At 74.3% G+C, this 26,403-nt stretch carries 13 protein-coding genes; 4 read left to right on the forward strand and 9 right to left on the reverse strand.

The window, feature by feature from the left end:
• Positions 1-115 precede the first annotated feature (115 nt).
• From ACIA8R_RS25965 to ACIA8R_RS25975, 3 genes are read right to left on the reverse strand one after another with little or no spacing between them, the layout of a single operon-like run.
• Positions 116-1,180, reverse strand: a complete 1,065-nt coding sequence (locus ACIA8R_RS25965; protein WP_397040842.1) for a threonine/serine dehydratase — start codon at positions 1,178-1,180, stop codon at positions 116-118.
• Entirely contained in the window at positions 1,177-9,378 is an 8,202-nt protein-coding gene (locus tag ACIA8R_RS25970; protein ID WP_397040844.1) for an amino acid adenylation domain-containing protein, read from the reverse strand. The genes ACIA8R_RS25965 and ACIA8R_RS25970 overlap by 4 nt, the downstream gene beginning before the upstream one ends.
• Positions 9,375-14,216 (reverse strand): amino acid adenylation domain-containing protein, encoded by a 4,842-nt coding sequence (locus ACIA8R_RS25975; protein ID WP_397040846.1) that lies wholly within the window; start codon positions 14,214-14,216, stop codon positions 9,375-9,377. Before ACIA8R_RS25975 ends, ACIA8R_RS25970 begins: the two co-directional genes overlap by 4 nt.
• A gap of 789 nt (positions 14,217-15,005) precedes the next feature.
• On the opposite strand from ACIA8R_RS25975, the gene ACIA8R_RS25980 reads away from it, so the two are divergent.
• From ACIA8R_RS25980 to ACIA8R_RS25995, 4 genes are all read left to right on the forward strand, one after another.
• Positions 15,006-16,391, forward strand: a complete 1,386-nt coding sequence (locus ACIA8R_RS25980) for an FAD-dependent monooxygenase (RefSeq protein WP_397041144.1) — start codon at positions 15,006-15,008, stop codon at positions 16,389-16,391.
• Positions 16,392-16,585: 194 nt separating this feature from the next.
• The gene (locus tag ACIA8R_RS25985) at positions 16,586-16,915 is read left to right on the forward strand and encodes a hypothetical protein (protein ID WP_397040848.1); all 330 of its coding nucleotides are present in this window, start codon (positions 16,586-16,588) and stop codon (positions 16,913-16,915) included.
• Positions 16,909-17,808 (forward strand): hypothetical protein, encoded by a 900-nt coding sequence (locus tag ACIA8R_RS25990; RefSeq protein ID WP_364100788.1) that lies wholly within the window; start codon positions 16,909-16,911, stop codon positions 17,806-17,808. Before ACIA8R_RS25985 ends, ACIA8R_RS25990 begins: the two co-directional genes overlap by 7 nt.
• 15 nt (positions 17,809-17,823) lie before the next feature.
• On the forward strand, positions 17,824-18,249 hold the full coding sequence (locus ACIA8R_RS25995) for a YbaB/EbfC family nucleoid-associated protein (protein WP_397040850.1): 426 nt from the start codon (positions 17,824-17,826) through the stop codon (positions 18,247-18,249).
• A gap of 22 nt (positions 18,250-18,271) precedes the next feature.
• Here ACIA8R_RS25995 and ACIA8R_RS26000 read toward each other — a convergent pair whose 3' ends face one another.
• The 6 genes from ACIA8R_RS26000 to kdpF all read right to left on the reverse strand — a co-directional run bounded on the left by ACIA8R_RS26000 (position 18,272) and on the right by kdpF (position 26,164).
• Positions 18,272-18,940, reverse strand: coding sequence for a response regulator (locus ACIA8R_RS26000; protein WP_397040852.1), 669 nt, complete (start codon positions 18,938-18,940; stop codon positions 18,272-18,274).
• Entirely contained in the window at positions 18,937-21,420 is a 2,484-nt protein-coding gene (locus tag ACIA8R_RS26005) for an ATP-binding protein (protein WP_397041146.1), read from the reverse strand. The genes ACIA8R_RS26000 and ACIA8R_RS26005 overlap by 4 nt, the downstream gene beginning before the upstream one ends.
• Before the next feature lie 61 nt (positions 21,421-21,481).
• Positions 21,482-22,306, reverse strand: a complete 825-nt coding sequence (locus tag ACIA8R_RS26010) for a potassium-transporting ATPase subunit C (protein ID WP_357700423.1) — start codon at positions 22,304-22,306, stop codon at positions 21,482-21,484.
• Positions 22,307-24,412, reverse strand: a complete 2,106-nt coding sequence (kdpB, locus tag ACIA8R_RS26015) for a potassium-transporting ATPase subunit KdpB (RefSeq protein ID WP_397040854.1) — start codon at positions 24,410-24,412, stop codon at positions 22,307-22,309.
• A 1-nt stretch (position 24,413) separates the two neighbouring features.
• Positions 24,414-26,075, reverse strand: coding sequence for a potassium-transporting ATPase subunit KdpA (kdpA, locus tag ACIA8R_RS26020; protein ID WP_397040856.1), 1,662 nt, complete (start codon positions 26,073-26,075; stop codon positions 24,414-24,416).
• Positions 26,075-26,164 carry a K(+)-transporting ATPase subunit F gene (gene kdpF, locus ACIA8R_RS26025; RefSeq protein WP_357700429.1) on the reverse strand — a complete coding sequence of 30 codons (90 nt, stop codon included), beginning with the start codon at positions 26,162-26,164 and terminating at the stop codon, positions 26,075-26,077. The genes kdpA and kdpF overlap by 1 nt, the downstream gene beginning before the upstream one ends.
• Positions 26,165-26,403 lie beyond the last annotated feature (239 nt).

The following is a 26,403-nucleotide window of genomic DNA, read 5'->3' on the forward strand; positions in this document are numbered from 1 at the left end:
GCCCGTGTCCGAGACCGTAACCCCCACCCCCCTGGGCCCCCCCCCCCCCCCCCCCCCCCCCCCCCCCCCCCCCCCCCCCCCCCCCCCCCCCCCCCCCCCCCCCCACGACAGGGGATCACGTGCTCCGCGCCAGTGGCTCCTCCCTGGTCTCCGCGTCGATCGCGACGTTGCCGCCGGACAGGATCGCGACCACCGGGCCCGGTGGCAGGTGTGCCTGGTGGGTGAGGTAGGCGGCTGTGGCGGTCGCGCCGCTGGGTTCGGCGCGTTCGCCCAGCTCGCGCCAGAGCAGGTCGGCGGCGGCGTCGATGGCGTCCTCGGTCACGGTGAGCATGTCGTCCACGTGACGGTGGATGTGTTCCCAGGCCAGGGCGCCCAGTACCGGGGCGCGCAGGCCGTCGGCTCGTGTGCGGTAGGTCAGTTCCACCGGCCATGCGGTCCGCGTGCCCGTCCGGAAGCTGGCCGCACCGTCGGCGGCCAGTTCGGGTTCGACGCCGATCACCCGGATCGTCGGGTCGGCGGCCTTGACCGCCACCGCGATCCCGGCCAGCAGGCCGCCGTTGCAGACGGGCACCAGGACGGTCCCCGCGTCCGGCAGGTCCAGGCAGAGTTCGGTCCCGGCGGTGCCGTGCCCGGCGATGACGTCGTACGCGTCGGAGCCGACGACCGTCGCGCCGAACCGGTCGGCCAGAGCGAGGCACGCCTCCTCCCGCAGGGCGGGCGGCACGATCACCACCTCGGCGCCGAGCCGGCGGGCGGCGCGCACCTTCAGGTCCGGGGCCGTGTCCGGCAGGACGACGGTCGCCCGCACCCCGTGTTCGGCGGCGGCGTACGCGATGGCCTGGGCGTGGTTGCCCGACGACTGGACGATCACGTGCCGGACGCCGCGCCCGGCCAGCCGGCCCACGGCGTTGGCCGCGCCGCGCACCTTGAACGAGCGGGTCGGCTGGCGGTTCTCCGGCTTGACCCAGAGCCGTTCGCCGGGCACCCGCAGCAGCGGCGTGCGCCGGACGTACGGCGCGATACGGTCACCGGCGGCCCGGACGTCGGCCGCGGTGACAAGCCCGGTGACAAGCCCGGTGACAAGCCCGGTGCCAAGCCCGGTGCCGGGCCCGGTGTCGAGCCCGGTGACAAGCCCGGTGTGAGTCGTGCCGTCCGCGCCTTCCGTGGGTTCCGGGTTCATGCGCTCAGCACCCTCTCCTGGATGGCGTCCAGGTCGGCCGCGGCCTCCGACGGCGGGGCGGCGTCCGGGACGAGGTCCTCCAGGTGATGCAGCGGCCGGTGCCGCAGCCCCACCAAGCCCCACAGCACCAGGAACACGCCGCTGGCGAGCAGCACGACCCCCGCGCCCCCGCCGGGCCCGCCGGCGAACCGTCCGGCCCACTCCGCCAGCGGTCCGGCGGCGAGGAAGCCGATCGGCTGCATGGCCGTGGCGATCATGATGTTCACCGCGAGCACCCGTCCCTGCAGCTCCGGACCCACCTTGACCTGGATGATGGACAGCCAGTGCGCGTTGCCGATGCTCATGCACGCCAGCCGGACGAACAACCCGGCCGCGACCAGCCACACGACCGGCCACACGCCCATCAGCACCACGCCGAGCCCGGACCCGACGACGAAACCGATCATCCCGGTGGCCCGTCGCCGGATGCCGCCCCACACCAGCACCACGCCGGTGCCCACGGCCGCGCCGACGCCGCCGACGGCGGTCACCAGGCCCAGGTCCGCGGAGGTGCCGATGGCCAGCACGACGGGGGTGACGAGCACCCACATCAGCGCGGTGCAGAAGTTCACGACCGCGAAGTAGAGCGCCATCACCATCAGCGGACGCCGCCTGCGCAGGAACCGCCACCCGCCGGTGAGCGCCGCCGTGAACGTCTCCTCGCGCCGGTGGAACAGCCGGTCGGGGAAGCGCACCAGCAGCAGCGTCAGCACGCCGATCGCGAACGTGGCCACGTCCACGGCCACCACGGCCGACAACCCGAACAGGCCGATCAGCGCGCCGCCCGCGAGCGGCGCGACCACGTTGCCCGCGCCGAAGCCCACGTTCGCCAGCGCGTTGGCCTGCGGCAGGTACGGTTTCGGCACCAGTTGCGCGATCGCCGCCAGCCACGCGGGCTGCTGGAACGCCGACACGACGGAGGTCACGCCCACGATGAGGCAGACGTTCCAGAACTCCAGCCGCCCGGTGGTCAGCAGCAGCACCAGCGCCACCATGGACAGCCCGGACAGCGCGTCGCAGGCCAGCATGATCCTGCGCCGGTCCACCCGGTCGGCCAGCGCGCCGCCCAGCGGGGTGAGCAGCACGGCCGGGATCTGCGCCAGCATCGTGACCAGCGCCAGGTCCAGGATCTCGCCGCTGCGCTGGTAGGCCCACACGCCGAGCGCGAACGAGCTCAGCGCCGTGCCCAGCGCCGAGACGATCTGCCCGCCCGCGACCGTGTAGAAGGGCCGCAGCCTGGCGCGTTCGGGCGGACGCACCGGGTCGGGCAGCGTCCCGGCCGCCCAGCGGGTCAGGTGCGCCAGCACCAGGGCGGCCAGCGGCTCGGCCTGGTGACGCAGGAAGTAGTGCCCGGCCCTGGGCAGCACGGCCCGCTCCACCCGCGGCGCGAACGCCGCCCATTCGGTGTGGCGCTCCTCGTGCAGCTCGGTGGCGCGGTCGCGTTCCCCGACCAGGCTCAGGATCGGGGCGCGCAGCGGCGCACCCTCGCCGGCCAGCTCCTGGCCGAACCACTCCTGCGCCTGGTCGGCGTCATGCCGCATGGCGCGTACGGCGGTGCGCTTGGCGGCCTCGTCCATGTCGTCGAGCAGCCCGCCGGAGGCGCGCAGCGCGTCCCGGAACATCCGGTCCGACACCCAGCGGTCGCCGCCGAACAGCCGCCTGACCGGACCGGGCAGCCGTGCCGCCGGGAAGCTCGCGGCGGCGATCACGCCCAGCACGGGCACGCCGTCCGCCTCCAGCCGGCGTGCCAGCGCGACGGCGGTCGCGGAGCCCACGCAGTGGCCGTAGATCGCGACGGGACCCGACGCGGTCGCGGCCACCTCGGCGGCCAGCACGTCCACGAGCTGCTCCAGCGGGAGCGGCGGCTCGTCCGGGCGGGCGGGGTCGTGGCCGGGCAGTTCGGCGGAGAGCACCTCGACCCGGTCGCCCAGCGCCTGGGCCAGCGGCTGGTACACCGCCGCCGACCCGCCGCCGTACGGCACGCAGACCAGCGTGAACTCGCCGGCCCGGCCGCCGCCCAGGCGGTGCAGCAGCCCGCCGGTGTCCTCGCGGCCCAGGAACGCGGCCAGCTCGGCCACGGCGGGCCGGGTGAACAGGTCGATCACCCGCAGCCCGCGGCCGATCTCCTTGACCGCGCGCACCGCGGCGAACGAGTCGCCGCCGAGGGCGAAGAAGTCGTCGCCCGCACCTACCCGTTCCACGCCGAGCACCCGGGCGAAGGCCCCGGCGACCAGCTCCTCGTTCGGCGTCGAGGGCGGCGCGTACGCGGCCTGCTCGGCCACCGGCTCGGGCAGCGCGGCCCGGTCGATCTTCCCGTTCGGGTTGAGCGGCAGCCGGTCCAGGGCCATGACGTGCGCCGGCACCATGTAGTCGGGCAGCCGCTCGCGCAGCGCCGACCGTACGGACGCGGCCTCCACGGTCGCGGGCGTCACCCACGCGGCGAGCTGCCTGGCCTTCCCCTCGCCGACGGGCAGCACCACGGCCTCGGCGACCTGGGGCAGCGCCCGCAGCGCGGTGGTGACCTCGCCCAGCTCGACGCGGTAGCCGCGCACCTTGACCTGGTCGTCCACCCGGCCGCGGAACTCGATCCGCCCGTCGGAGGTGACGCGCAGCAGGTCGCCGCTGCGGTAGCAGCGTCCCTCGGCGGTCAGCGGGTCGGGGACGAACCGCTCGGCGGTCAGCTCGGGCCGGCCGATGTAGCCGCGGGTGACGCCGGGGCCGCCGACCACCAGCTCGCCGGGCACGCCGGGCGGCACCGGGCGCAGGGCGGCGTCCACGAGGTGCCCGTACACGCCGGGCAGCGGACGGCCCAGCGGCACGATGCCGGTCCGCCGGTCGGCGGGGATCTCCTCGGTGTCGCAGACCAGGCAGATCATCGTGGACTCGGTGTGGCCGTAGTGGCTCTGGATCCGCAGTCCGGGCCGGGCGGCCCGAGCCCGCTCCACCAGGTCCCACGGGCAGGCCTCGCCCGCCAGGATCAGCAGCTCGCGCGGCAGCACGGCGGCCAGGTCGCCGCCCGAGGCCAGCAGCTCCAGGTGGCTCGGGACACACTTGACGACGTCCACCCGGTGCTCGGCCAGGTAGCCGGCGAACGCGGCCGGGTCCATGGCGGTCTCGCGGGGGACCAGGTGCACCGTCCCGCCCGTGGTCAGCGCGCCGAACACGCAGGTCAGGCCGAAGTCGGCGGCGGGCGTGGAGACCACCGCGAACGACCCGCCGGGCACGCCGATGCGCGGCAGCATGCCGCCCAGGTAGTTCAGGACGCCGCCGTGCTCGGCGGCCACCGCCTTGGGCGTGCCGGTGGACCCCGACGTGAAGATCACGTGGTGCAGGTGCTCCGGCAGCACCTCGACCCGGGGACGGGTGTCCGGCAGGGACGGCGGCCGGTCGAGCGCCAGCACCCGCCGGCCGTCCCCGATCAGCGGCGCGAACTCGCTCACCGTCACCACGGCCCGCACCCCGGCGGCCTCCAGCATCGCGGCGATCCGCGCCGCCGGGTACGCCGGGTCCATCGGCAGGTACCCGCCGCCCGACTTCTGGATGCCGAACAACGCGCACGCCAGGTCCGCGCCCGGCTCCAGCAGCACGCCGACCGGCTCGTCGGCGCCCACCCCGGCCTCCAGCAGCCAGTGCGCGATCCGGTTCGCGGACGCCTCCAGCTCCGCGTACGTCAGGGCGCGGTCGGCGCCCACCACGGCCGGCGCGCCGGGCGTCTCGTCCACCCAGCGCTCGATCAGGTGGTGCACCGCCCCGGCGGGCGGCTCGGGCGGCGGCCCGCCGTCCACGGCGGGGCCGGTCACCGGCTCCAGCGGCACCGCGCCCACCGGCGCGTCCAGGTCGGCGAGCAGCCCGTCGAGCAGGGCCGCGTACCAGCGGGTCAGCTTGGCCGCGGTGCCCGGCTCGAACAGGTCGGTCCGGTAGCCGAGCCCGCCGCGCAGCGGCGCGCCCGGCCCGTCGTCGACGACGTGCCAGCTCAGGTCGAACTTGGTGGTCAGCTCCGGCAGGTGGATCTCGGACGCCTCCAGGCCGGGCAGCTCCGGCCCGGCCCCGCCGGGGATGTAGTTGAGCATCACCTGGAACAGCGGCGTGGCCGCCAGGTTCCGCTCCGGCCGCAGCCGGTCCACCACCCGGTCGAACGGCGTGCCCGCGTGCGCGAGCGCGCCCAGCGCGGACTCCCGCGCGCGGGCCAGCAGGTCGCGCCCGGTCGGGTCGCCGCCCACGTCGGTCCGCACGACGACGGTGTTGAGGAAGCAGCCCACCACGCCTTCGGTGTCCGGGTGGTCGCGGCCGGAGACCGGCACGCCGACCGCGACGTCCGCAGTGGCCGACAGCCGGGCCAGCAGCGCCTGCAGTCCGGCCAGCAGCACGATGAACGGCGTGGACCGGTAGGCGGCGGCCACCGCCCTGATCCGCTCGCTCAGCCCAGCCGGCAGCTCCAGGTCGAGCGCGGCCCCGCCCGGGTCGGGCACCGCGGGACGCGGCCGGTCGGTGGGCAGGTCGAGCACCGGCGGCAGGCCGTCCAGGTGCCCGGCCCACCAGTCCAGGTCGGCCGGGTCGGGGACGGGGGACACCTCGGCGTACTGCGCCGGCGGCGGGTCCAGCGGCGGGCGCAGGCCGAGGCGGGCGGCGTACAGGCCGGACAGTTCCGACAGCAGCAGTCCGCGCGTCCAGGCGTCGGTGGCGATGTGGTGGAAGGTGAGCGAGAGCACGTGCTCGTCGTCGGCCCCAGGCTCGCCGACGGTGAGCAGCACCGCCCGCATCGGCGGCTCGCGGTCCAGCGCGAACGGCGTCGCCAGGTGCGCGGCCAGCACGTCCTCGACCTCCGAGCGGTCCACGCGCGTGGTGGACACGGGCACCTCGGCGGCGTCCCGGACCACGATCACCGGCTCGGGGCCGGAGTCGTCGACCACGCCGCGCAGCACGTGGTGCCGCTCGGCCAGGTCGCGTACGGCGTCGAGCAGGGCGTCCGCCCGCAGCGGGCCGCGCAGCCGCAGCGCCACCGGCACGTTGTAGGCGCTGCTGTCCGGTTCGAGCTGGGCCAGGAACCACAGCCTGGCCTGCACGCCGGACAGCGGCACCGGCCCGTCCGCCGGCGCGCGCCGCACGCGAACGGCGTCCGCCGGACGGGGGAGCGCGGCGGCCAGGTCGGCCAGCACCGGGTGCTCGAACAGCAGCCGTACCGGCACCGCCGCGCCCAGCCGCTCCCGCAGCCGCCCTGCCACCCGGGTCGCCGCGAACGAGTGCCCGCCGAGGGCGAAGAAGTCGTCGTCCGCCCAGACCTCGGGGAGCCCGAGCACGTCGGCCCAGACCTCGCCCACCAGGCGCTCCCCGGCGGTGCCCAGCGGCACCCGCACCGCGGGCCCCGCCTCGGGCACGGGCAGCGCCGCCCGGTCCACCTTGCCGTTCGGGGTGAGCGGCAGCGCCTCCAGCACGCCGATCGCGGCCGGCACCATGTAGTCGGGCAGCCGCTCGCGCAGCGCCGCCCGCACCTGGGCCACGTCCACCGGGTCCATCGCGGCCGGCGTCACCCAGGCGGCCAGGCGCCGCTCCAGGCCCTCGCCGACCGGCTGCACGTACGCCTCCGCGACCTGCGGCAGGGCCCGCAGAGCCGCGGCGACCTCGCCCAGCTCGACGCGGAAGCCGCGCACCTTCACCTGGTCGTCGATCCGCCCCAGGAACTCGACCAGCCCGTCCCCGGTCACCCGGACGCGGTCGCCGGTGCGGTACCAGCCGCCGGTGAAACGTTCCGCGGTGAGGTCGGGGCGGCCCAGGTAGCCGCGGGCCACGCTGGGCCCGCCGATCCACAGCTCACCGGGCACACCGGGCGGCAGCGCCCGTCCGGACGGGTCGGCCACCCGGCACAGCACGTCGGCCAGCGGCCGGCCCAGCGGCGCCCGGCCCGGGCCCAGCCCGGCCAGGGCCTCGGCCGCGTCGCAGGCCAGCACCGACACCGTGGTCTCGGTGGGGCCGTAGTGGATCTGCACCTCCAGGTCCGGCCGCGCCTCCCGGACTCGCGCCACCAGGTCCGCCGGCACCGCCTCGCCGGCCAGGATCAGCAGCTTCCCGGGTAACGCGGCCGTGCCGAGGAGTTCGAGCTGGCTGGGCACCATCTTGATCGCGTCCACCGGGTGCGCCGCCAGGCGGGCGGCGAACGCGGCCGGGTCGGTGGCCGTCTCGTGGTCGATCAGGTGGAGGGTGGCGCCCGTGGTGAGCGCGCACCACACGTTCGTCATGCCGAGGTCGGCGGCGGCGGTGGAGACCAGCGCGAACGACGTCATCCCGGCGGGGACGACCTCGGCCACCGCGCCGAGGTAGTGCGTGATGTGCCGGTGCTCGACCGCGACGCCCTTCGGCCGTCCGGTCGAGCCCGACGTGTAGATCACGTACGCCAGGTGCTCCGGCCGCACCGCCAGGCCGGGACGCTCGCCGGCCGCCTCCGCCGCGGCGGCGAGCTCGGCGTCCGTGAGCACGAACCGCGCACCGGCGTCGGCGATCACCGCCCGGTTGCGCCGCTCCGGATAGACCGGGTCGAGCGGCAGGTAGGCCGCCCCCGCCTTGAGCACGCCGAGCATGGCGACCACCAGCTCGGGACGCCGCTCCAGCAGCACCCCGACCGGCTCCTCCGGACGCACCCCGCTCGCCAGCAGCCAATGGGCCACCTGGTTGGCGCGGCGGTCCAGCTCCGCGTAGCTGAGCGAGCCGACGGCGACCGCGTCCGGGCGGGCGTCGGCCACCCGCTCGACCAGCGTGTGCAGCGGCACGTCCACCGGCAGCGCGGCGTCCCGGCCGCGCAGGTCGTCGCCGGCCGGCAGCCGCACCGGCGCGGCGGGGTCGGTGAGCAGGCCGTCCAGCAGTTCCAGGTACCAGCCGGCCAGCCGGCTCACGGTGGCCTCGTCGAACAGGTCGGTGCGGTACCGCAACTCGCCCGAGAACCGGGTGCCGTCGTCGCCGAGCTCCAGGTTCAGGTCGAACTTGGCGGTCGGCGCGGGCGGCGTCCCGGCCACGACCTCCAGCCCCGGCAGCGACATCGGCGCGCCGGTCTCGTAGACGTTGAGCATCACCTGGAACAGCGGCGTGACCGCGAGGTTCCGCTCCGGCTGCAGGCGCTCCACGACCCGCTCGAACGGCGTGCCGGCGTGCGCGAACGCGTCCAGCGCCGCCGTGCGCGCCCGCGCCAGCAGCTCCGCGCCGGTCGGGTCGCCCGAGGTGTCGCCGCGTACCACCAGCGTGTTGATGAAACAGCCGACGACCCGCTCGGCGTCGGGGTGGTGGCGGCCCGCGTGCGGCACCCCGACGGCGATGTCGTCGACGCCGGACAGTCGGCTCAGCAACGCCTGCAACCCGGCCAGGAACACCATGAACGGCGACGTCCCCGCCACCGCGCGCACCTTCGCCGACAGCGCCTCGGGCACCTCCACCGCGACGGCCGCCCCCTCCCACGTGGGCACGGACGGGCGCGGGCGGGCGAGCGGCAGGTCGAGCACCGGCGGCAGGCCCGCCAGGCGCCCGGCCCACCAGTCGAGGTCGGCGTCCGGCCGTCCGGCCTCCCAGGCGGCCACGTCCGCGTACTGCAGGGCCGGGGGAGCGGGGGGCGGCTCCAGGCCGAGGCGGGCGGCGTACAGGCGGGTGAGGTCGTCCAGCAGCACGCGTTCCGACCAGGCGTCGGTGGCGATGTGGTGCAGGGTGAGCGCGAGCACGCACTCCTCGTCGCCGAGCCGGAACACCGTGGCCCGCAGGGGCGGCTCGGCGTCCAGCCGGAACGGCCGCCAGGCGTGTGCGGCCAGCTCCCGGTCCAGCTCCGTCCCGTCCACGTCCACCACGGGCACCGGGACGGCGGCGACGGGTCGCACGCGTCCCTCGTCGATGACGCCGCGCAGGACCCAGTGCCGTTCGGCCAGGTCCGCCACCGCGCCGGTGAGGGCGGCGACGTCCACCGGGCCGCGCAGCCGCAGCGTCAGCGGCACGTTGTAGGCAGGCGTGTCCGGTTCGAGCTGGGCCAGGAACCACAGCCGTTCCTGCGCCGGCGACAGCGGCATGTCCGCGGCCGACGTCGCCGGGATGCCGGGGGCGGGGGCGGCCTTCTTCTCCTTCTGCTTCAGGGCGGCGTCGATCCTGGACCGGACGAGTTCGGCGATCCGGTCCTCACGTGTCTCGGTCATCCCTCGTCCCCCTCCATCAGGTCGGCGGCCAGCAGCTCTTCGAGCGCGGCGGCGAAGTCGGCGAGCACCGGACGGTCGAACAGCAACCGCACGGGCACGGTGACCTGCAACATCTCGCGCAGGCGGGCGGCCACCCTGGTCGCGGCGAACGAGGCTCCGCCGAGGGCGAAGAAGTCATCGCCGGCCCAGACCTCGGGCCGTTCGAGCACCTCGGCCCAGACGGCGGCCACCAGCCGCTCGGCGCCGGTGTCCGGCGCGACCCGCGCCGGGTCCGGGCCGGTGTCCGGCTCGGGCAGCGCGTGGCGGTCGACCTTGCCGCTGGGCAGCGTGGGCAGGGCGGGCAGGGCGACCCAGCGGCGCGGCACCATGTGGCCGGGCAGCCGGGACCGGGCGTGCCGCTCGATCGCGGCCAGGTCCGCCGTCTCCGGCGCGACGTAGCCGACCAGGTGGGCGTGCGCGTCCGTCCCCGCGACGGTCACGGCGGCCTCGGCCAGCTCGCGCAGCACGGCCTCGATCTCGCCCAGCTCGATCCGGTATCCGCGGACCTTCACCTGGTGGTCGCGGCGGCCATGGAACTCCAGCGTCCCGTCCGGCCGCCATCGGGCCAGGTCACCGGTGCGGTAGCAGCGGCCGTCCGGCGTGAACGGGTCGGCCACGAAGGCGGTCGCGGTCAGGTCCGGCCGGTTCCGGTAGCCGCGGGCCACCCCGGCGCCGCCCAGCAGCAGTTCGCCGACCGTGCCCGGCGGCACCAGCCGCAGCCGCGCGTCGACCACGTACGCCCGCTCGCCCGGCATCGGCGACCCGATCGGCACCCGGTCGCCCTCGTGCGCGCGCACCCGGTGCAGCGTCGAGGTGACGGTGGTCTCGGTGGGCCCGTAGGCGTTCCACAACTCGCCGACGCGGCGCAGGATCTGCTCGGCCAGCGCCGGGTCCAGCGCCTCCCCGCCCGCGACGGCGCGCAGCGCCGGGCCGCCCGCCCAGCCGGCCGCGATCAGCATCCGGTACGCGGTCGGCACCAGGTCGATCACCGTGGCCGCGCTCGTGCCGATCAGCTCGGCCAGCGCGTGCCCGTCGGTGGCCGTGGCCCTGTCCACCACCACCGACGTGCCGCCGGCGGTCAGGACGCTCCACAGCTCGGAGGCGGAGGCGTCGAAGCTCAGCGGCGCGACCGCGAGTTGCACGTCGGCCGGGCCGAGGCGGAGCGTCAAGATCATCCCGGCCACGAGGGCGGCCAGGCCGCCGTGGGTGACCTCGACCCCCTTGGGGGCGCCGGTGGAGCCGGAGGTGTAGGTGACGTACGCCAGGTCCTCGGAGCGCACCTCGGGCAGGTCCGCGAGCGGGCCGGCCGCGAGCCGGTCCGCGTCGAGCACCACCGGCCGGTGCCCGGCAGGGGTCGCCGGGCCGTTCGGGGCGGGCGTCGCCGGGTGGTGCGGGGCGGGCGTCGCCGGTTCGTTCGGGGTGGACGGCGGGGCTGGGTCGAAGGGGGTGTCGCCGCGGGTGAGCACCACGCGGGCGCCCGCGTCCGCGGCCAGCAGGCGCAGCCGCTCGGCCGGGTGTTCGGGGTCCAGCGGCAGGTACGCCGCCCCCGCCCGCCACACGCCCAGCAGCACCACGGGCAACATCCGGTCCCGCGGCACGTGGACGCCGACCACGTCGCCCCGCGACACCCCGTGCGCCAGCAGCCCGGCCGCGATCCGGTCGGCGCGGTCGTTCAGCTCGGCGTGGCTCAGCGCGGCGCCGTCCGGGCCGACCACCGCCGTGCCCACTGTGCCCGCCGTGCTCGCCGTGCCGGTTCTGTGGGCCGCGAGGGCCCGGGGCACCGGCGGCAGGTCGTCCGGCAGCCGCGGGCCGGCCGCGCGGGCCAGCAGCGCGGCGCGTTCGTCCGGGGTGACCGGCTCGAACGCCGCGATCAGCAGGTCCGGCTCGGCCACCGCGCGCCGCAGCAGCCACAGCAGCCGGTCCAGGTACGCCCCGGCCGCCTCCCGGCCGAGCAGCGCGACCGCGTACTCCAGGTGCAGCTCGGCGCCGGCCGCCGTGCGGTTGACGAGCACGCTGAACTCGTGCACGGCAGCGCCGGAGCCGACCTCGGTCAGCAGTTCGAGGCAGCCCGCGCGCACCGGCACCTCGGCGTGCTGCATGGCCAGCAGCACGGGGGCGCGGGGCAGGTCGGCGGGTGGCGCCTCCTGGTGGACGAGCGCCCGCGTGGTGGCCTCCCCGGCCTGCCTGACCAGGTCGCGGAAGGTCGGCTCGGCGTCCGGCCGCAGCCGCACCGGCACCGTGTCGATCAGCGGCCCGACGACCCGGGCCAGCTCCGGCCTGGCACGCCGCGCCGCGACCATGCCGACCAGCGTGTCCGGCTCCCCGGCGGCCAGGGCGACGGCGGCCACGTACACCGCGAACGGGGTCGCGCCGCACGCGCGGGCCAGCGCGGCCACGCCGTCCGTGAGCTCTTCGGGCAGCGGCCTGGTCACCCGGCACGTCGTCAGGTCACGCGGCGGCGGCCCCGCCACCGGCGCCCCCGCCAGCTCGCCGCGCCAGAACTCCCGCAGCCGCGCGAGGTCGGGCCGTTCCTCCTGCTCGCGCACCGCCACGTCGCCGAGCTGCACCGCGGGCTCGGGAACGGGCTCGCCCGCCAGCTCGGCGGCCAGCTCGTCCATGAGCACGCCGACCGAACCGCCGTCGAAGGCGAGGTGGTCGGTCACGAGCACCAGCTCGGCCACGTCGTCCCCGACGGGGCACAGGCTCGCGCGCAGCAGCGGCACCTCGTTCGTCACGTCGAACACGTGCTCCGCCGCGGCCCGGGCCACCTTCACCGGGTCCGCGCCCGCCGGGTGCTCGACCAGCGGGACGGCGACGGGCGGGTGCACGACCGCGTACGGGACGCCGTCCTCGCCGACGGAGACCGTGCTGCGCAGGGCCTCGTGCCGGCGCAGGACCGCGTCGAGTGCCGGGCGCAGCGGCGCGCTCCCGCTCAGGCCGCGCACGCGCAGCCGGACCGACACGGTGGTGACCGGGCTGTGCGGGTGGAGCTGGCGCAACGTCCAGAACTCGCGTTGCGCGGCGGTGAGCGGGTGCCGGGTCCGGCCGGTCCGCCGCACCGGCGCCGATCCCGGCTCGCGCAGCCGGGCCGCCAGCCCGGCCGCGGTCGGCTCGGTCAGGAACGACGCCAGGGGCACGGTGTGCCCGAGCCGCCGTGACAGCTCGGTCACCACCCGGGCGGCGGCCAGCGAGTGCCCGCCCAGGTCGGCGAACCGGTCGTGCACGCCCACCTCCGGCAGGCCCAGCACGTCCGCGATCACCTCGGCCACCTGGCGTTCGTCGTCCGTGCGCGGCGCGACCGGGGCCGCGTTCCCCGTCCGGGCGGCGCCCAGCTTGGGCAGGGCCGCGCGGTCCACCTTGCCGGTGGGGCCGATCGGCAGGTCGCCGGTCACGCCGATCCTGGCCGGGACCAGGTGGTCGGGCAGGCGGTCGCGCAGCCAGTCGCGCAGGTCGGGCTCGGTCACGCCGGAGGCGGCCACGTGCGCGGCGAGGTAGGCGATGCCGTCGTCGTCGGTGTGGGCCAGCACGACCGCGCGGCGCACCGCGGGGTGGCGGTCCAGCGCCGACTCGACCTCGCCCAGCTCCACCCGGTAGCCGCGGATCTTGACCTGGTCGTCGGCGCGGCCCACGTACCGCAGCTCGCCGTCCACCCGTCGGACCAGGTCGCCGCTGCGGTAGACGCGGGCGCCGTCGGGCTCGGTGCGGAAGGCCTGCGACTCGTGGCCCAGGTAGCCGCGGGTCACGCCGGGGCCGCCGATCCACAACTCGCCGGTCTCTCCGTCCGGGACCGGCCTGCCCGCGTCGTCGCGCACGCTGAGCAGCGCGCCCGCCATCGGCTCGCCCAGCGGCGGTTCGCCCTGGTGGTCGCGGGTCACCTCGAACATGGTGGAGCCGGTGGTGCACTCGGTGGGGCCGTACATGTTGAGCACCCGGCGTACGCCCGGGTTGGCGAACATGCGCGCGACCAGGGCCGCGGTCAGCCGTTCGCCGCCCGACAGCACCATGCGGACGCCGTCCGGCAGCGGCTCGCGCAGCAGCACCGACAGCGCGGACGGGACGCCGAAGACCGTGCGCACCTCGTCGCGGGCCGGCAGCGTCGGCAGCGCCAGCACGTTGTCCGCCATGATCACGGTCCCGCCGGCGAACAGCGGCGTGAAGATCTGGGTGATGGAGGCGTCGAAGCAGATGGAGGAGCCGGCCAGCATGCCGCTCAACTCCTCGGCGGTGTAGGCGGCCGCCTCCCAGCGCACCAGGTTCAGGGTGTTGCGATGCTCCACGACCACACCCTTGGGGCGGCCGGTCGAGCCGGAGGTGTAGATGACGTACGCGGCGTCGCCCGGCTCGCCGGGCACCTCGGGCCCGGACGCTGCGGGCGTCACGTCGTCGACGAGCACCGTGGCGGCGCCGGTCAGCGACGCGGTGTCGCGCCGCGCGGCCGAGGTGACCACCGCGCTCACGGCGGCGTCCTCGGCCATGAAACGTAACCGTTCCGCCGGGTAGGCCGGGTCCAGCGGGACGTAGGCCGCCCCCGCCTTCAGCACCCCGATCAGCGCGGGCACCAGCCACTCGTCGCGGTCCAGGCAGATCCCCGCCAGGTCGCCGCGTCCGACACCGCGGGCGGCCAGGGCGTGGGCGACCCCGTTGGCCCTGCGGTCGAGCTCGGCGTAGGTCAGCCGGCTCGTGCCCGCGACGACGGCGAGGCGATCGGGCGTCCGCCGGCACTGCGCCTCCAGAGCCTGGTGGAGGCGGCTGGGCGAGTCTGTGAGAGGGCGGTTCGCGCCCGTCACATCCGTATTCATGTGTCCTCTTTCCAGCAAAGATCGAACGTGCCCGGGTGGGCGGTCTCGAACGGGCCCGCTCCTCCGGGACGGCACGCGGGCCCGGGCGAGGTCGTCGCTGGGCGCGCGGGGGGTCGTGCGGGCGGCTGTCGCATGGCCGGCGGGGCCGACGGGGGCGGCGGGGAGTGTCTTCTACGGTCACCTGCTCCCTTCACCGAAGACCGGGTCCTCCGCACAGCAGCATCGGTGACCCGGCTTGCCGCTGACTTGGAACCTGCCGTGATCTTGCTTGCAGCAGGGCAACGTCGACGGCCGATCGGCTCGGGACGGCTCGGCGGGCGGTCAGGGACCTCGGCGCGCAGCATGGGCCAACACGCGCAAACCTCCTGGACCGGCACCGGGCTGATCGTGCGGCTCCGGACCTGGGCGAGGCGTGCGGCCTTCTCTCCACTGCTCCGGGGCGCCGGGACACCGTGATCCTCTCGGCCGGGGCCGTCCCGCAGACGGGCCTCCCCAGGGGAAAAGGACTGGACGCGACGACGGCCGGGCTTGTAGCTTGCAGGCGACCGTGACACCGCCCGAGGAGGTGAGCCCCATGAACGCAGTTCCGCTGTGGGTGCTCCCCCATTCCGTCACGGCCGGGCGGCTGACGTAGGCGTCGCCGGGAGCGCCTCCGACAAGGCACTCCCGAAAGGCAACGCCATGCACTCTCCGCACGCCAACGCCACAGAGCCGCCGTCGAACGCCGGCGCCGACCGCGTGCCCCTCGCGTACGACGTGATCATCGCCGGCTGCGGGCCGACCGGCGCGATGCTGGCCGCCGAACTGCGGCTGCACGACGTACGGGTACTCGTCCTGGAGAAGGAGACCGAGCCCAAGTCGTTCGTCCGCATAGTCGGGCTGCATATTCGCAGCCTTGAGATCATGGCGATGCGCGGCTTGCTGGAACGCGTTCTCGAACACGGAAGACGGCGTCCGGCCGCCGGTTTCTTCGCCGCCATCGACAAACCCGTGCCCAAGGGCCTGGATTCCGCGCACGCCTATTTGCTGGGCATTCCGCAGCCGGTCATCGAGCGCCTGCTCGAAGAGCACGCGATCGACCTCGGAGCGCAGATCCGCCGCGGTCGCGCGGTGACCGCCCTCGAACAGGACGACGAAGGCGTGACCGTCGAACTGGCCGACGGGGAACGGCTGCGCGCACGCTTTCTCGTCGGCTGCGACGGCGCACGCAGTACGGTGCGCAAACTGCTCGGCGTCGGCTTCCCCGGCGAGCCGTCGCGTACCGAGACGCTGATGGGCGAGATGGAAGCGGGCGTGCCGCAGGAGGAGATCACCGCCAGGGCGGCCGAGCTCCACGAGCCCCACAGGCCGTTCTGGATCCGGCCCTTCGGCAACGGGGTCTACAGCGTCGTCGTCCCGGCCGTCGGAACAGGCGACCGCGCGGAACCGCCGACCCTTGAGGACTTCCGGCAGGCGCTGCGCGCCCTCGCCGGAACCGATTTCGGCGTGCACTCGCCGCGCTGGTTGTCCCGCTTCGGCGACGCCACCCGGCTGGCCGAACGTTATCGGCTCGGGCGGGTGCTGCTGGCCGGCGACGCGGCGCACATCCATCCACCCATCGGCGGACAGGGCCTCAACCTCGGCGTCCAGGACGCGTTCAACCTCGGCTGGAAGCTGGCCGCGCAGGTCCGCGGCTGGGCGCCGGCCACACTGCTGGACACCTACGAGGCCGAACGCCACCCGGTCGCCGCGGACGTGCTGGACAACACCCGCGCCCAGAAGGAGCTGCTGTCCCCCGAACCGGGCCCGCAGGCCGTGCGCAGGCTGCTCACCGAACTCATGGACATCGACGAGGTGAACCGCCACCTGATCGAGAAGATCACCGCGGTCGGCGTCCGCTACGACTTCGGCGAGGGCCCCGACCTGCTCGGCCGCCGCCTGCCCGACCTCGACGTGAAGGAGGGCCGCCTCTACGGCCTGCTGCGTCACGGCCGCGGCCTGCTGCTGGACCGCACCGAACGCCTGACCGCCGGCGGCTGGTCGGACCGGGTCGACCACGTGGCGGATCGCACCGCGGCCCTGGACGTCCCGTGCGTCCTGCTGCGCCCCGACGGCCACGTGGCCTGGGCCGGCGACGACCAGCACGACCTGGACGCCCATCTCTCCCGCTGGTTCGGCCCGCCCGCGAGCCGATGAAGGCGCGGCCCTGTCGGGGATGAAGAGGTTCGGGTGATCACGACGCCGCCGCCGTCGTGAACCGGGACGACGGCGGCGCCGTCAAGATCGTGCAGGGGGGCGCCGTGTTCGTATAGGGATGGCGTCAAAACGTCCCCGGTCACGGGCGCGGGGGGTGAGGCTGGGGGCGTCAACGATGCGGACGAAAGCGACACATGCCTACCAATCCCACTCCTGAACAGCCCCCCACCCCGTACGACGTGGAGATCGAGCGTTCCCGGCTCAGGGAGATCAGATCCCGGCTCCCCGACGCCGTCCGGCCGCTCGGCGGCGTGCTGCCGAGCCTGGCCGGGCTCACGGTGGCGGAGTCCGCCTTCACGTCCTTCACCTATTCGCTCGCCCTGGCCTACAACGAGGTCGAGGCGTTCACGATGGTGGAGGCGCGCCACCGGGTCGAGGACGTGGCACGCATCCAGGACGGCCTGACCGCGTCCATCGCGACCTGGGAGAGCGCCGAGCGTGCCAGTTCCGTGAGCCGGTGGTGAACCTCGCGGCCCTGGGGCGGCACGGCCTCATGGTGGGCACGGGCGCGGCGCTGACGCTGTCGGCCCTGGGCGTTCCGGCGGCCTGGCCGTTCATCGGCAAGATGTACGTCCACCAGTACGACCCGCAGGCGTTCTTCGACGCCGCCACCACCTGGTCGTCGGTCCACGACGACGTCGTCGCCGCCCGGCTGGACGTCGAGGCCCTCGTCGCCGGGGTGGCCGCGACGAGCTGGCGCAGCGAGGACGGACGCGCCTTCCAGCGCCGCATGGACGCCTACCTGGCCGACCTCCGCGGCATCGAGCTCCGCGCGCTGGTCACCGCGCTCACCCTGTTCACGGCGGGGGCCGCACTGGCGGCGATGGTGCTGTTCCAGTTCCTGGTCGCGGCGGCCATGGCGGCGGTGGCGTTGTGGACGCTGACCGCGGCCGTCACGCCGCTCAGCCTGGCCTCGGCCCGGCTCCTGGCCATGCAGTGCCTGATCAAGCTCTTCGAGGGCTACCAGGCGGTGGAGTCGATGCTCGACGCGCTGCTGCACGGCTGCGCCGCCGCCCTGACCGCGGCGGTGGCGGCCGACCTGGGCGTCCGGACCGTCCGCGGTGACCGCGACGGCCTGAACGACCTCGCCGCGGCGACCTTCGCCCAGGGGCCCATGCTGGTCTGGGGCACGGCCGACCGGATCGAGCGCGACCTGACCGCGCACGGCCTCAGCGGCCGGTTCCCGTCCTCCGGCCCCTGGTCGGGCGGGCGGGCGGGCGCGGCTCTGCCGCCAGGACTGCCGCAGGCGGCGGGCGGCAAGGCGGTCAACGATCTCATGACCGGCGGCCAGACGCTGACCGGCCGCCTCACGCCGGAGCAGAACGCCGACGGCTCGTACCTCTTCCCCTGGGAGTGACCAATGGGAGCGTCCATGAACTTCGAGGAAGAGCTCGGGATCGACCCCGAGCGGCTCGCGGCCGACGCCGACCGCCTCTTCAGCCTGCTGGGACGGCCGCCCGGCGAGGCCGCGACGGCACGGGCCGAGTCCCGGGACGGCTGGGTGAGCGTCGAGTACAGCTGCGCGGCGGGCGTGCTGGACCTGCGCCTCGACCCGCGGGCCATGCGGCTGGACTCCGGCCGGCTCGCCGGGACGATCCTCGACCTGATCCAGCAGGCGCGGGAACGGGCCGAAGCCGAGGAACGCGCCAGAACCGAGGCCCTTCTCGGCGGCAACGCGCTTCTGGCCGACCGCCGGCTCGTCGCCGAGCACCTGCGCGCCGCGACCGGCGCCCTCCAGGAGAACCTGGAACGCGCCGCCGCGACCATCGACCGGGTACGCGCCCTGCTCCGCCCCTGACCGGGCGGCGGCACGTCCGCGGTCAGGGTCTGAAGCGGTAACCCATCCCGGGTTCGGTGATCAGATGGACCGGCCGGGACGGGTCCCGTTCGAGCTTGCGGCGGATCTGCGCCATGTACTGGCGCAGGTAGTGGGTCTCCTTGACGAACGTCGCGCCCCACACCTCGGTGAGGACCCGGCGCTGGCTGATCAGCTTGCCGGGGTGGCGCAGCAGCAGGTCGAGGATGTGCCACTCCGTCGGCGTCAGCCGGACGTCGCCGGAGATCGTCTTGTTCGTCAGGTCGATGACGTGGTCGCCGATCCGGATGCTCGCCAGCTCGGCCTCCTGGATGGCGGTGCGCCGGGTCACGGCCCGCACCCGGGCCAGCAGCTCGTCGATGCCGAACGGTTTCGTCACGTAGTCGTCGGCGCCGGCGTCCAGGGCCTCGATCTTGTCCTGGTTCCCGGCCCGGCCGGACAGCACGATGATCGGGATGCCGCTCCAGCCGCGCAGGCCGTGGATCACCTCCACGCCGTCCAGGTCAGGCAGGCCCAGGTCGAGGATGACCAGGTCCGGGGCGGCGTCGACGGCGGCCCTGAGCGCGGACGCGCCGTCGGCCGCGATGGTGACGTCGTAGTGCCGGGCGACCAGGTTGATGCGCAGGGCGCGCAGGATCTGCGGCTCGTCGTCCACGACGAGGATGCGGGTCACCGGGTCGTCCTCCGCGGGGTGGCGACGGGCAGGGTGAGGATCATGGTCAGACCGCCCCCAGGCGTCTCTTCGGGTACGAGCGTGCCGCCCATGGCCTCGGCGAGCCCGCGTGACAGGGCGAGCCCGAGCCCGACGCCGGAGTGGTTGTCGCGGTCGCCGAGCCGCTGGAACGGCTGGAAGACCCGGTCGTGCGCCTCCGGCGGGATGCCCGGGCCGCGATCGATCACCCGGATCTCGACGTGGTCGCCGTGCCCGCTGGCGGTGATCAGCACGGTCCGGCCGGGCGGGCTGTAGCGCACGGCGTTGGACATGAGATTGACCAGGACGCGTTCGAGCAGCGCGGGGTCGGCCAGGACGTCGGGCAGCTCGACGGAGACGTCGCCGTCGATGCGCTCCTGGAGCGGGCCCAGGTCGTCGATGGCCCGCGGCACGATCTCCTCAAGTGCCAGGGGCTGCGCGCTCACCCCGAGCACGCCCGCCTGCAACCGGCTCATGTCCAGCAGGTTCGCCACCAGCCGGTCCAGCTTGTCCAGCGACTCCTCCGCGGTGGCCAGCAGCTCCGAGCGGTCCCGTTCCGACCAGGCGATCTCGGTGCTGCCCAGGCTCTCGACGGCGGCCTTGGCCGAGGCGAGCGGCGTGCGCAGGTCGTGGCTGACGGCGGCCAGCAGCGCGGTGCGCATGCGGTCGGCCTCGGCCAGTGGGCGGGCGTGTTCGGCCGCCTCCTGGAGGCGTTCCTGGCGCAGCGCGACGGCGGCCTCGGCGGCGAACGCCTCCAGCACCGCGCGGTCGGAGGCCTCCAGCGGGCCGCCCTTGGCCGCCAGGACCAGGTCCTCGCCGATGACGACGTCGGTGTCGGACTGGCCGGGGCAGGTGGAGGGGGCGCCGCCGGAGGTGGCGACGATCCGCCAGACGTCCGGGTCTGACTGGTCGTCGGGGGTGTGGGCGGCGTCGGGCCGGCGTTCCAGCAGGGTGACCGAGCTCAGGCCGAACGTCTCGCGGGTGCGTTCCAGCAGGGACGGCACGGCGGCCTCGCCGCGCAGCACGTGCCCGGCCAGCGTGGACAGCAGTTCGGCGTCGGCGCTCGCGCGGGCGGCCTGCCGGGTGCGGCGGGCCGCGATGTCCACGATCGTGCTCACCGCCGCCGCCACCAGCAGGAACACGACCAGCGCGAACAGGTTCTCCGGGGCGGCGATGGTGAACTCCCCGACCGGCGGCGTGAAGAACCAGTTGAGCAGCAGCGACCCGCCGACGGCCGCGGTGATGGCCGGCCACATGCCGCCGGCCAGCGCCACGCCCACGGTCAGGCAGAGGAAGAACAGGATCTCGCTGGGCAGCGACAGCAGGTCCCGGAACGGCCACAGCGCGGCCGTCAGCAGCGGCATCCCGGCCACCGCGAGCACCCAGCCGGTCGTGCGGCGGGCGCGGGTGAGCGCGGCGCGCGAGCGGCCCGGCCGCCGGCCCTTCTTGGCCTCCTCGTGCGTGATCATGTGCACGTCGATCGAGCCGGACCGGGCGGTGGTCTCCACGCCGACGCCGCGGGAGAAGATCTGCGCGAACCGCCCCCTGCGCGAGGCGCCGAGGACGAGCTGGGTGGCGTTGACGCCGCGGGCGAAGTCGAGCAGCGCCCGCGGGACGTCGTCGCCGACGACCTGGTGGTAGGTGCCGCCCATGTCCTCCACCAGTGTGCGCTGGCGGGCCAGGCTGCCCGGGTCGGCCCCGGCCAGCCCGTCGGCGCTGGTCACGTGCACCGCGAGCAGGTCGGCGCCCTTGGTGCGGGCGGCGATGCGGGCGGCCCGCCGGACCAGCGTGTCGCCCTCGGGGCCGCCGGTCAGGGCGACGACGACGCGTTCGCGGGTCTCCCACGTGGTCGCGATGCCGTGGTCGGCGCGGTAGCGGTCGAGCTGGTCGTCCACCTTGCCGGCCACCCACAGCAGCGCCAGCTCGCGCAGCGCGGTGAGGTTGCCGACGCGGAAGTAGTTCGACAGCGCCGCGTTCACCTTCTCGGGGGCGTACACGTTGCCGTGGGCCATCCGCCTGCGCAGCGCCTCGGGCGACATGTCCACCAGCTCGATCTGGTCGGCCCGGCGCACGACCTCGTCGGGCACGGTCTCGCGCTGCGGCACACCGGTGATCTCCTGGACGACGTCGTTGACCGACTCCAGGTGCTGGATGTTCACCGTGGAGATCACGTCGATGCCGGCGTCCAGGATGTCGTCGATGTCCTGCCAGCGCTTGGCGTTCTTCGAGCCGGGCACGTTGGTGTGGGCCAGCTCGTCGATCAGCGCCACCCGCGGCCGGCGGGCGATCACGGCGTCGGTGTCCAGCTCGGTGAAGGTGGCGCCGCGGTGGACGAGCGTCCGGCGGGGGACGATCTCCATGCCCTCCAGCAGGGCGGCGGTCCGGGCCCGGCCGTGGGTCTCGACGAACCCCACGACCACGTCCCGGCCGCGCTCGTGGGCCCTGCGGCCCTCGCCGAGCATCGCGTACGTCTTGCCGACCCCGGGCGCCGCCCCGAGGTAGACCCGCAGCCGGCCCCTCACCTCACGCCCTGTCGAGCGCGAGGTTGAGTTCGAGCACGTTGACCGCGGGCTCGCCCATGAAGCCGAGGACGCGGCCGGTGGTGTGCTCGCCGATCAGCCCCTTGACCCGGGCGAGGTCGAGGCCGCGCTCCCTGGCCACGCGGGGCGCCTGGAGCTCGGCGTAGGCGACCGAGATGTGCGGGTCGAGGCCGGAACCGCTGGCCGTGACCGCGTCGGCGGGGACGACCGCCCTGGCGTTCCCCCTGACGGGCACGGTTCGCCCGGCGGAGTAGTCCTCGCCCGGCCTGCCGCACTCGACCGTGACGCCCTGGTAGGAGGCGACGAACGGGACGGCGGGGCACGCCTGGTTGACGCTGACGACCCGGCCGGGGAAGACCTTCAGCACCGCGCCGACCCCGTCGGCCGTGCAGTACGGGCGGGCGCCGCTGACGCCCTCCAGCTCGCCGGCCGCCCTGGAACGGGCGCAGACCCGGGTGAGCAGCGACTGCCTGCCCTCCCCGCCCGCGCCCGGCAGCGTGTCCACGACATCCTCAGGACCGAGGTTGCTCGCCCCCGACGAGGTCGGGTCGTACCCGTCGCCGGCGGCCGAGGGACGGGACTGGAAGTACGTCCTGACCGGGTTGCCGTCCTTGTCGGTGAAGGACTGGCCGATCAGGGCGCTGCCGTGGCCGCCGTCGACGATCGAGCCGTTGGCCCGGCCGTTGAACAGCGCCTGGGCGACGCCGGTGGTGACCAGCGGGTAGACGACGCCGAGCAGCGCGGTCAGGACGGCGACGGCGCGCAGGGCGGCGAGGTGCTGGCGGACCCAGCTTGGCAGGCGTTCCATTTATGACATCCCCGGAAGGAACTGGATCAGCAGGTCAATGAGCTTGATGCCGGCGAAGGGGGCGACGATGCCGCCCAGGCCGTAGACGTACAGGTTGCGGGAGAGCAGTTTGGAGGCGCTGGAGGGCCGGTAGCGCACTCCGCGCAGGGCCAGCGGGATGAGCGCGACGATGACCAGCGCGTTGAAGACGACCGCCGACAGGATGGCCGACTGGGGGCTGGCCAGGCGCATGACGTTGAGCGCGTCCAGGCCCGGGTAGACGGCGGCGAACATGGCCGGGATGATCGCGAAGTACTTGGCGATGTCGTTGGCGATCGAGAACGTGGTCAGCGCGCCCCGGGTGATCAGCAACTGCTTGCCGATCTCGACGATCTCGATGAGCTTGGTCGGGTTGGAGTCCAGGTCCACCATGTTCCCGGCCTCCTTGGCGGCCGAGGTGCCGGTGTTCATGGCCACGCCGACGTCCGACTGGGCCAGGGCGGGGGCGTCGTTGGTGCCGTCGCCGGTCATCGCGACCAGGCGGCCGCCCTCCTGCTCCTTCCTGATCAGGGCGAGCTTGTCCTCGGGGGTGGCCTCGGCCAGGAAGTCGTCCACGCCGGCCTCGTCGGCGATGGCCTTGGCGGTGAGCGGGTTGTCGCCGGTGATCATGACGGTGCGGATGCCCATGCGGCGCATCTCGTCGAAGCGTTCGCGCATGCCCTGCTTGACGACGTCCTTGAGGTGGATGACGCCGAGCACGCGGCCCCGCTCGGCCACGACCAGCGGGGTGCCGCCGGAGGCGGAGATGCCGTCCACGATGTGGCCGACGTCGTCGGTGGGGTGGCCGCCGTTGTCGCGCACCCACTTCATGACCGCGGTGGCCGCGCCCTTGCGGACCTCGCGGCCGTCCAGGTTCACGCCGGACATGCGGGTCTGCGCGGTGAACTGCACCCATTCGGCGCCGTGGATCTCGCGCTCGCGCAGGCCGTACCGCTCCTTGGCGAACACCACGATCGAGCGGCCCTCGGGGGTCTCGTCGGCGAGGCTGGAGAGCTGGGCGGCCTCGGCGAGCTCCTGCTCGCCGATCCCCTTCACGGGGACGAACTCGGCCGCCTGCCGGTTGCCCAGCGTGATCGTGCCGGTCTTGTCCAGCAGCAGCGTGGACACGTCGCCCGCGGCCTCGACCGCGCGTCCCGACATGGCCAGGACGTTGCGCTGGACCAGGCGGTCCATGCCGGCGATGCCGATGGCCGACAGCAGCGCCCCGATCGTCGTCGGGATCAGGCAGACCAGCAGCGACACCAGCACGATGCCGGTGACGCCGTTCGCGTCGAGCGCGACCGAGTCGGGGACGCCGGGGTTGATCTGCTTGGAGTAGATCGCCAGCGGCTGCATGGTCACGGTGGCGACGAGGAAGACGATCGTCAGGGCGGCCAGCAGGATGTTGAGCGCGATCTCGTTCGGCGTCTTCTGCCGGTTCGCGCCCTCGACCAGGGCGATCATGCGGTCGATGAAGCTCTCGCCGGGCTTCTGGGTGATCTTGACGACGATCCGGTCGGAGAGCACCTTCGTGCCGCCGGTCACCGCCGAGCGGTCGCCGCCCGACTCGCGGATGACGGGCGCGGACTCGCCGGTGATGGCCGACTCGTCCACCGAGGCGATGCCCTCGACCACGTCGCCGTCGCCGGGGATGACCTCGCCGGCCTCGACCACCACCAGGTCGCCCTGCCGCAGGTCGGGCGCGCCGACCCGGTCCCACTCGGTCCCGCCGCCGGCGCGCAGGCGGCGGGCCTGGGTGTCGGTCTTGGCCTTGCGCAGCGTGGCCGCCTGCGCCTTGCCGCGCCCTTCGGCGACGGCCTCGGCCAGGTTGGCGAAGACCACGGTCAGCCACAGCCACACGACGGTCGCCCAGGCGAAGAACGACGGCTCGACGACCGCCAGGACGGTGGTGAACACCGCGCCGACCTCGACGATCAGCATGACGGGGTTGCGCCACAACGTGGCCGGGTTCAGCTTCCTGACCGCGTCGGGGAAGGACCTGACGAGCTGCCGGGGATCCAGCAGGCCGCCGCCCACGCGGCCGTCCCGGCGTGCGGGGGAGGGTTTGTCCAGTACGGGGGTTGACATGTCAGGACAGTCCTTCTGCGATCGGGCCGAGCGCGAGTGCCGGGAGGAAGGTGAGGGCGACGAGGACGACCGTCACGCCGACGACCATGCCGACGAACTGCGGCCGGTGCGTGGGCAGCGTGCCGGCGCCCTCCGGGACGGGCGACTGCGCCGCCAGCGAGCCGGCCAGGGCCAGCACCAGGATGATCGGCAGGAACCGGCCGAAGGCCATGCACAGGCCGAGCGCCACGTCGTACCAGGGGGTGTTGACGGTCAGGCCGGCGAAGGCCGAGCCGTTGTTGTTGGAGGCGCTGGTGAAGGCGTAGAGGACCTCCGACAGGCCGTGCGGGCCGCCGTTGAGCATGCCCGCGCGCTGCTCCGCCGAGCCCATCGCGGCGGCGGTGCCGATGAGCACCAGGGCCGGGGTGACCAGGAAGTACAGGGAGGCGAGCTTGATCTCGCGGGCGCCGATGCGCTTGCCCAGGTACTCGGGGGTGCGGCCGACCATCAGGCCCGCCACGAAGACGGTGATCACGGCGAGGATGAGCATGCCGTACAGGCCCGAGCCGACGCCGCCGGGCGCGACCTCGCCGAGCATCATGTTGACCATCGTCATCATGCCGCCGAACGGCGTGTAGGAGTCGTGGAAGGAGTTCACCGCCCCGGTCGAGGTGAGCGTGGTCGCCGCGCCGAAGGTGGCCGAGTTGGACACCCCGAAGCGCAGCTCCTTGCCCTCCATCGCCGCGCCGACGGCCTGCGGGACGGTGGCGTTCCCGGACAGCTCGAAGACGTTGGTGAGGATCACGCTGGTCAGCGCGAGGACGCCCATCACGGCGAGGATGGCGTACCCCTGGCGGACCTGGCCGACCAGCCGGCCGAAGGTACGGGTGAGCGAGAACGGGATCACCAGGATCAGGAAGATCTCGAACCAGTTCGTCCAGCTCGTGGCGTTCTCGAACGGGTGGGAGGAGTTGGCGTTGTAGAAGCCGCCGCCGTTGGTGCCCAGTTCCTTGATGACCTCCTGGGAGGCCACCGGGCCGCCGGTGATGCCCTGCGTGCCGCCGGTCAGCGTGGTCAGCTCGTGCACGCCGGAGAAGTTCTGCACCAGGCCGCCCGCGACCAGCACCAGCGCCCCGACGAACGCGATCGGCAGCAGGATGCGCAGCGTGCCGCGGACCAGGTCGACCCAGAAGTTGCCGATCGTGCCGGACCTGCGGCGGGCGAACCCGCGGACGAGGGCGACGGCGACCGCCATGCCGACGGCCGCCGAGACGAAGTTCTGCACGGCCAGGGCGGCCATCTGGGTCAGGTGGCCCATCGTGGACTCGCCCGAGTACGCCTGCCAGTTGGTGTTGGTGACGAAGCTGATCGCGGTGTTCCAGGCGATGTGACCGGTGACCGGTTCCATGCCCAGGCTGAGCGGCAGCTTGTCCTGAAGGCGCTGGAGGCCGTACACGACCAGGACGGAGACGACCGAGAAGGCGAGCAGGCCGCGCGCGTAGACCGGCCAGCTCTGCTCGGCGTCGGCGCGCACCCCGAGCAGCCGGTAGATCCCGCGCTCGACCGCGTTGTGCCTGGTCGTGGAGTAGACGCGGTACATGTGGTCGCCGACCGGCTTGTGCACCAGCGCGAGCGCGGCGATCAGCGAGGCTATGAAGATCATTCCTGCGACGGTCGTGCTCATCAGAACCGCTCCGGGAACAGCAGGGCGGCGACCATGAAGATCACCAGGGCCGCGGCCACCACGAGACCGGTGGCGTTGATCGCGCTCACAGGCGCTCCACCGCCTTCACCACGAGCCCGAAGACCACGAAGACCGCGATCGTCAGGGCGACGAAGATGACGTCTGCCATCCCCACTCCTCAGCTCTGGAACATTTCCTTACCGCCCGGAATGAGCGGTTCCAGACCAAGGAAAACCCGGGAAAAGCCCTGTTTGGCGTTTCTTGACGGCTTCCCTACGGCGGCGGCCCGATTCTTCACGCGATCCATACGCGGACCCCTCCGCGAGGC

This window comes from Nonomuraea sp. NPDC051191 (assembly GCF_044455665.1).
Lineage (GTDB): Bacteria > Actinomycetota > Actinomycetes > Streptosporangiales > Streptosporangiaceae > Nonomuraea.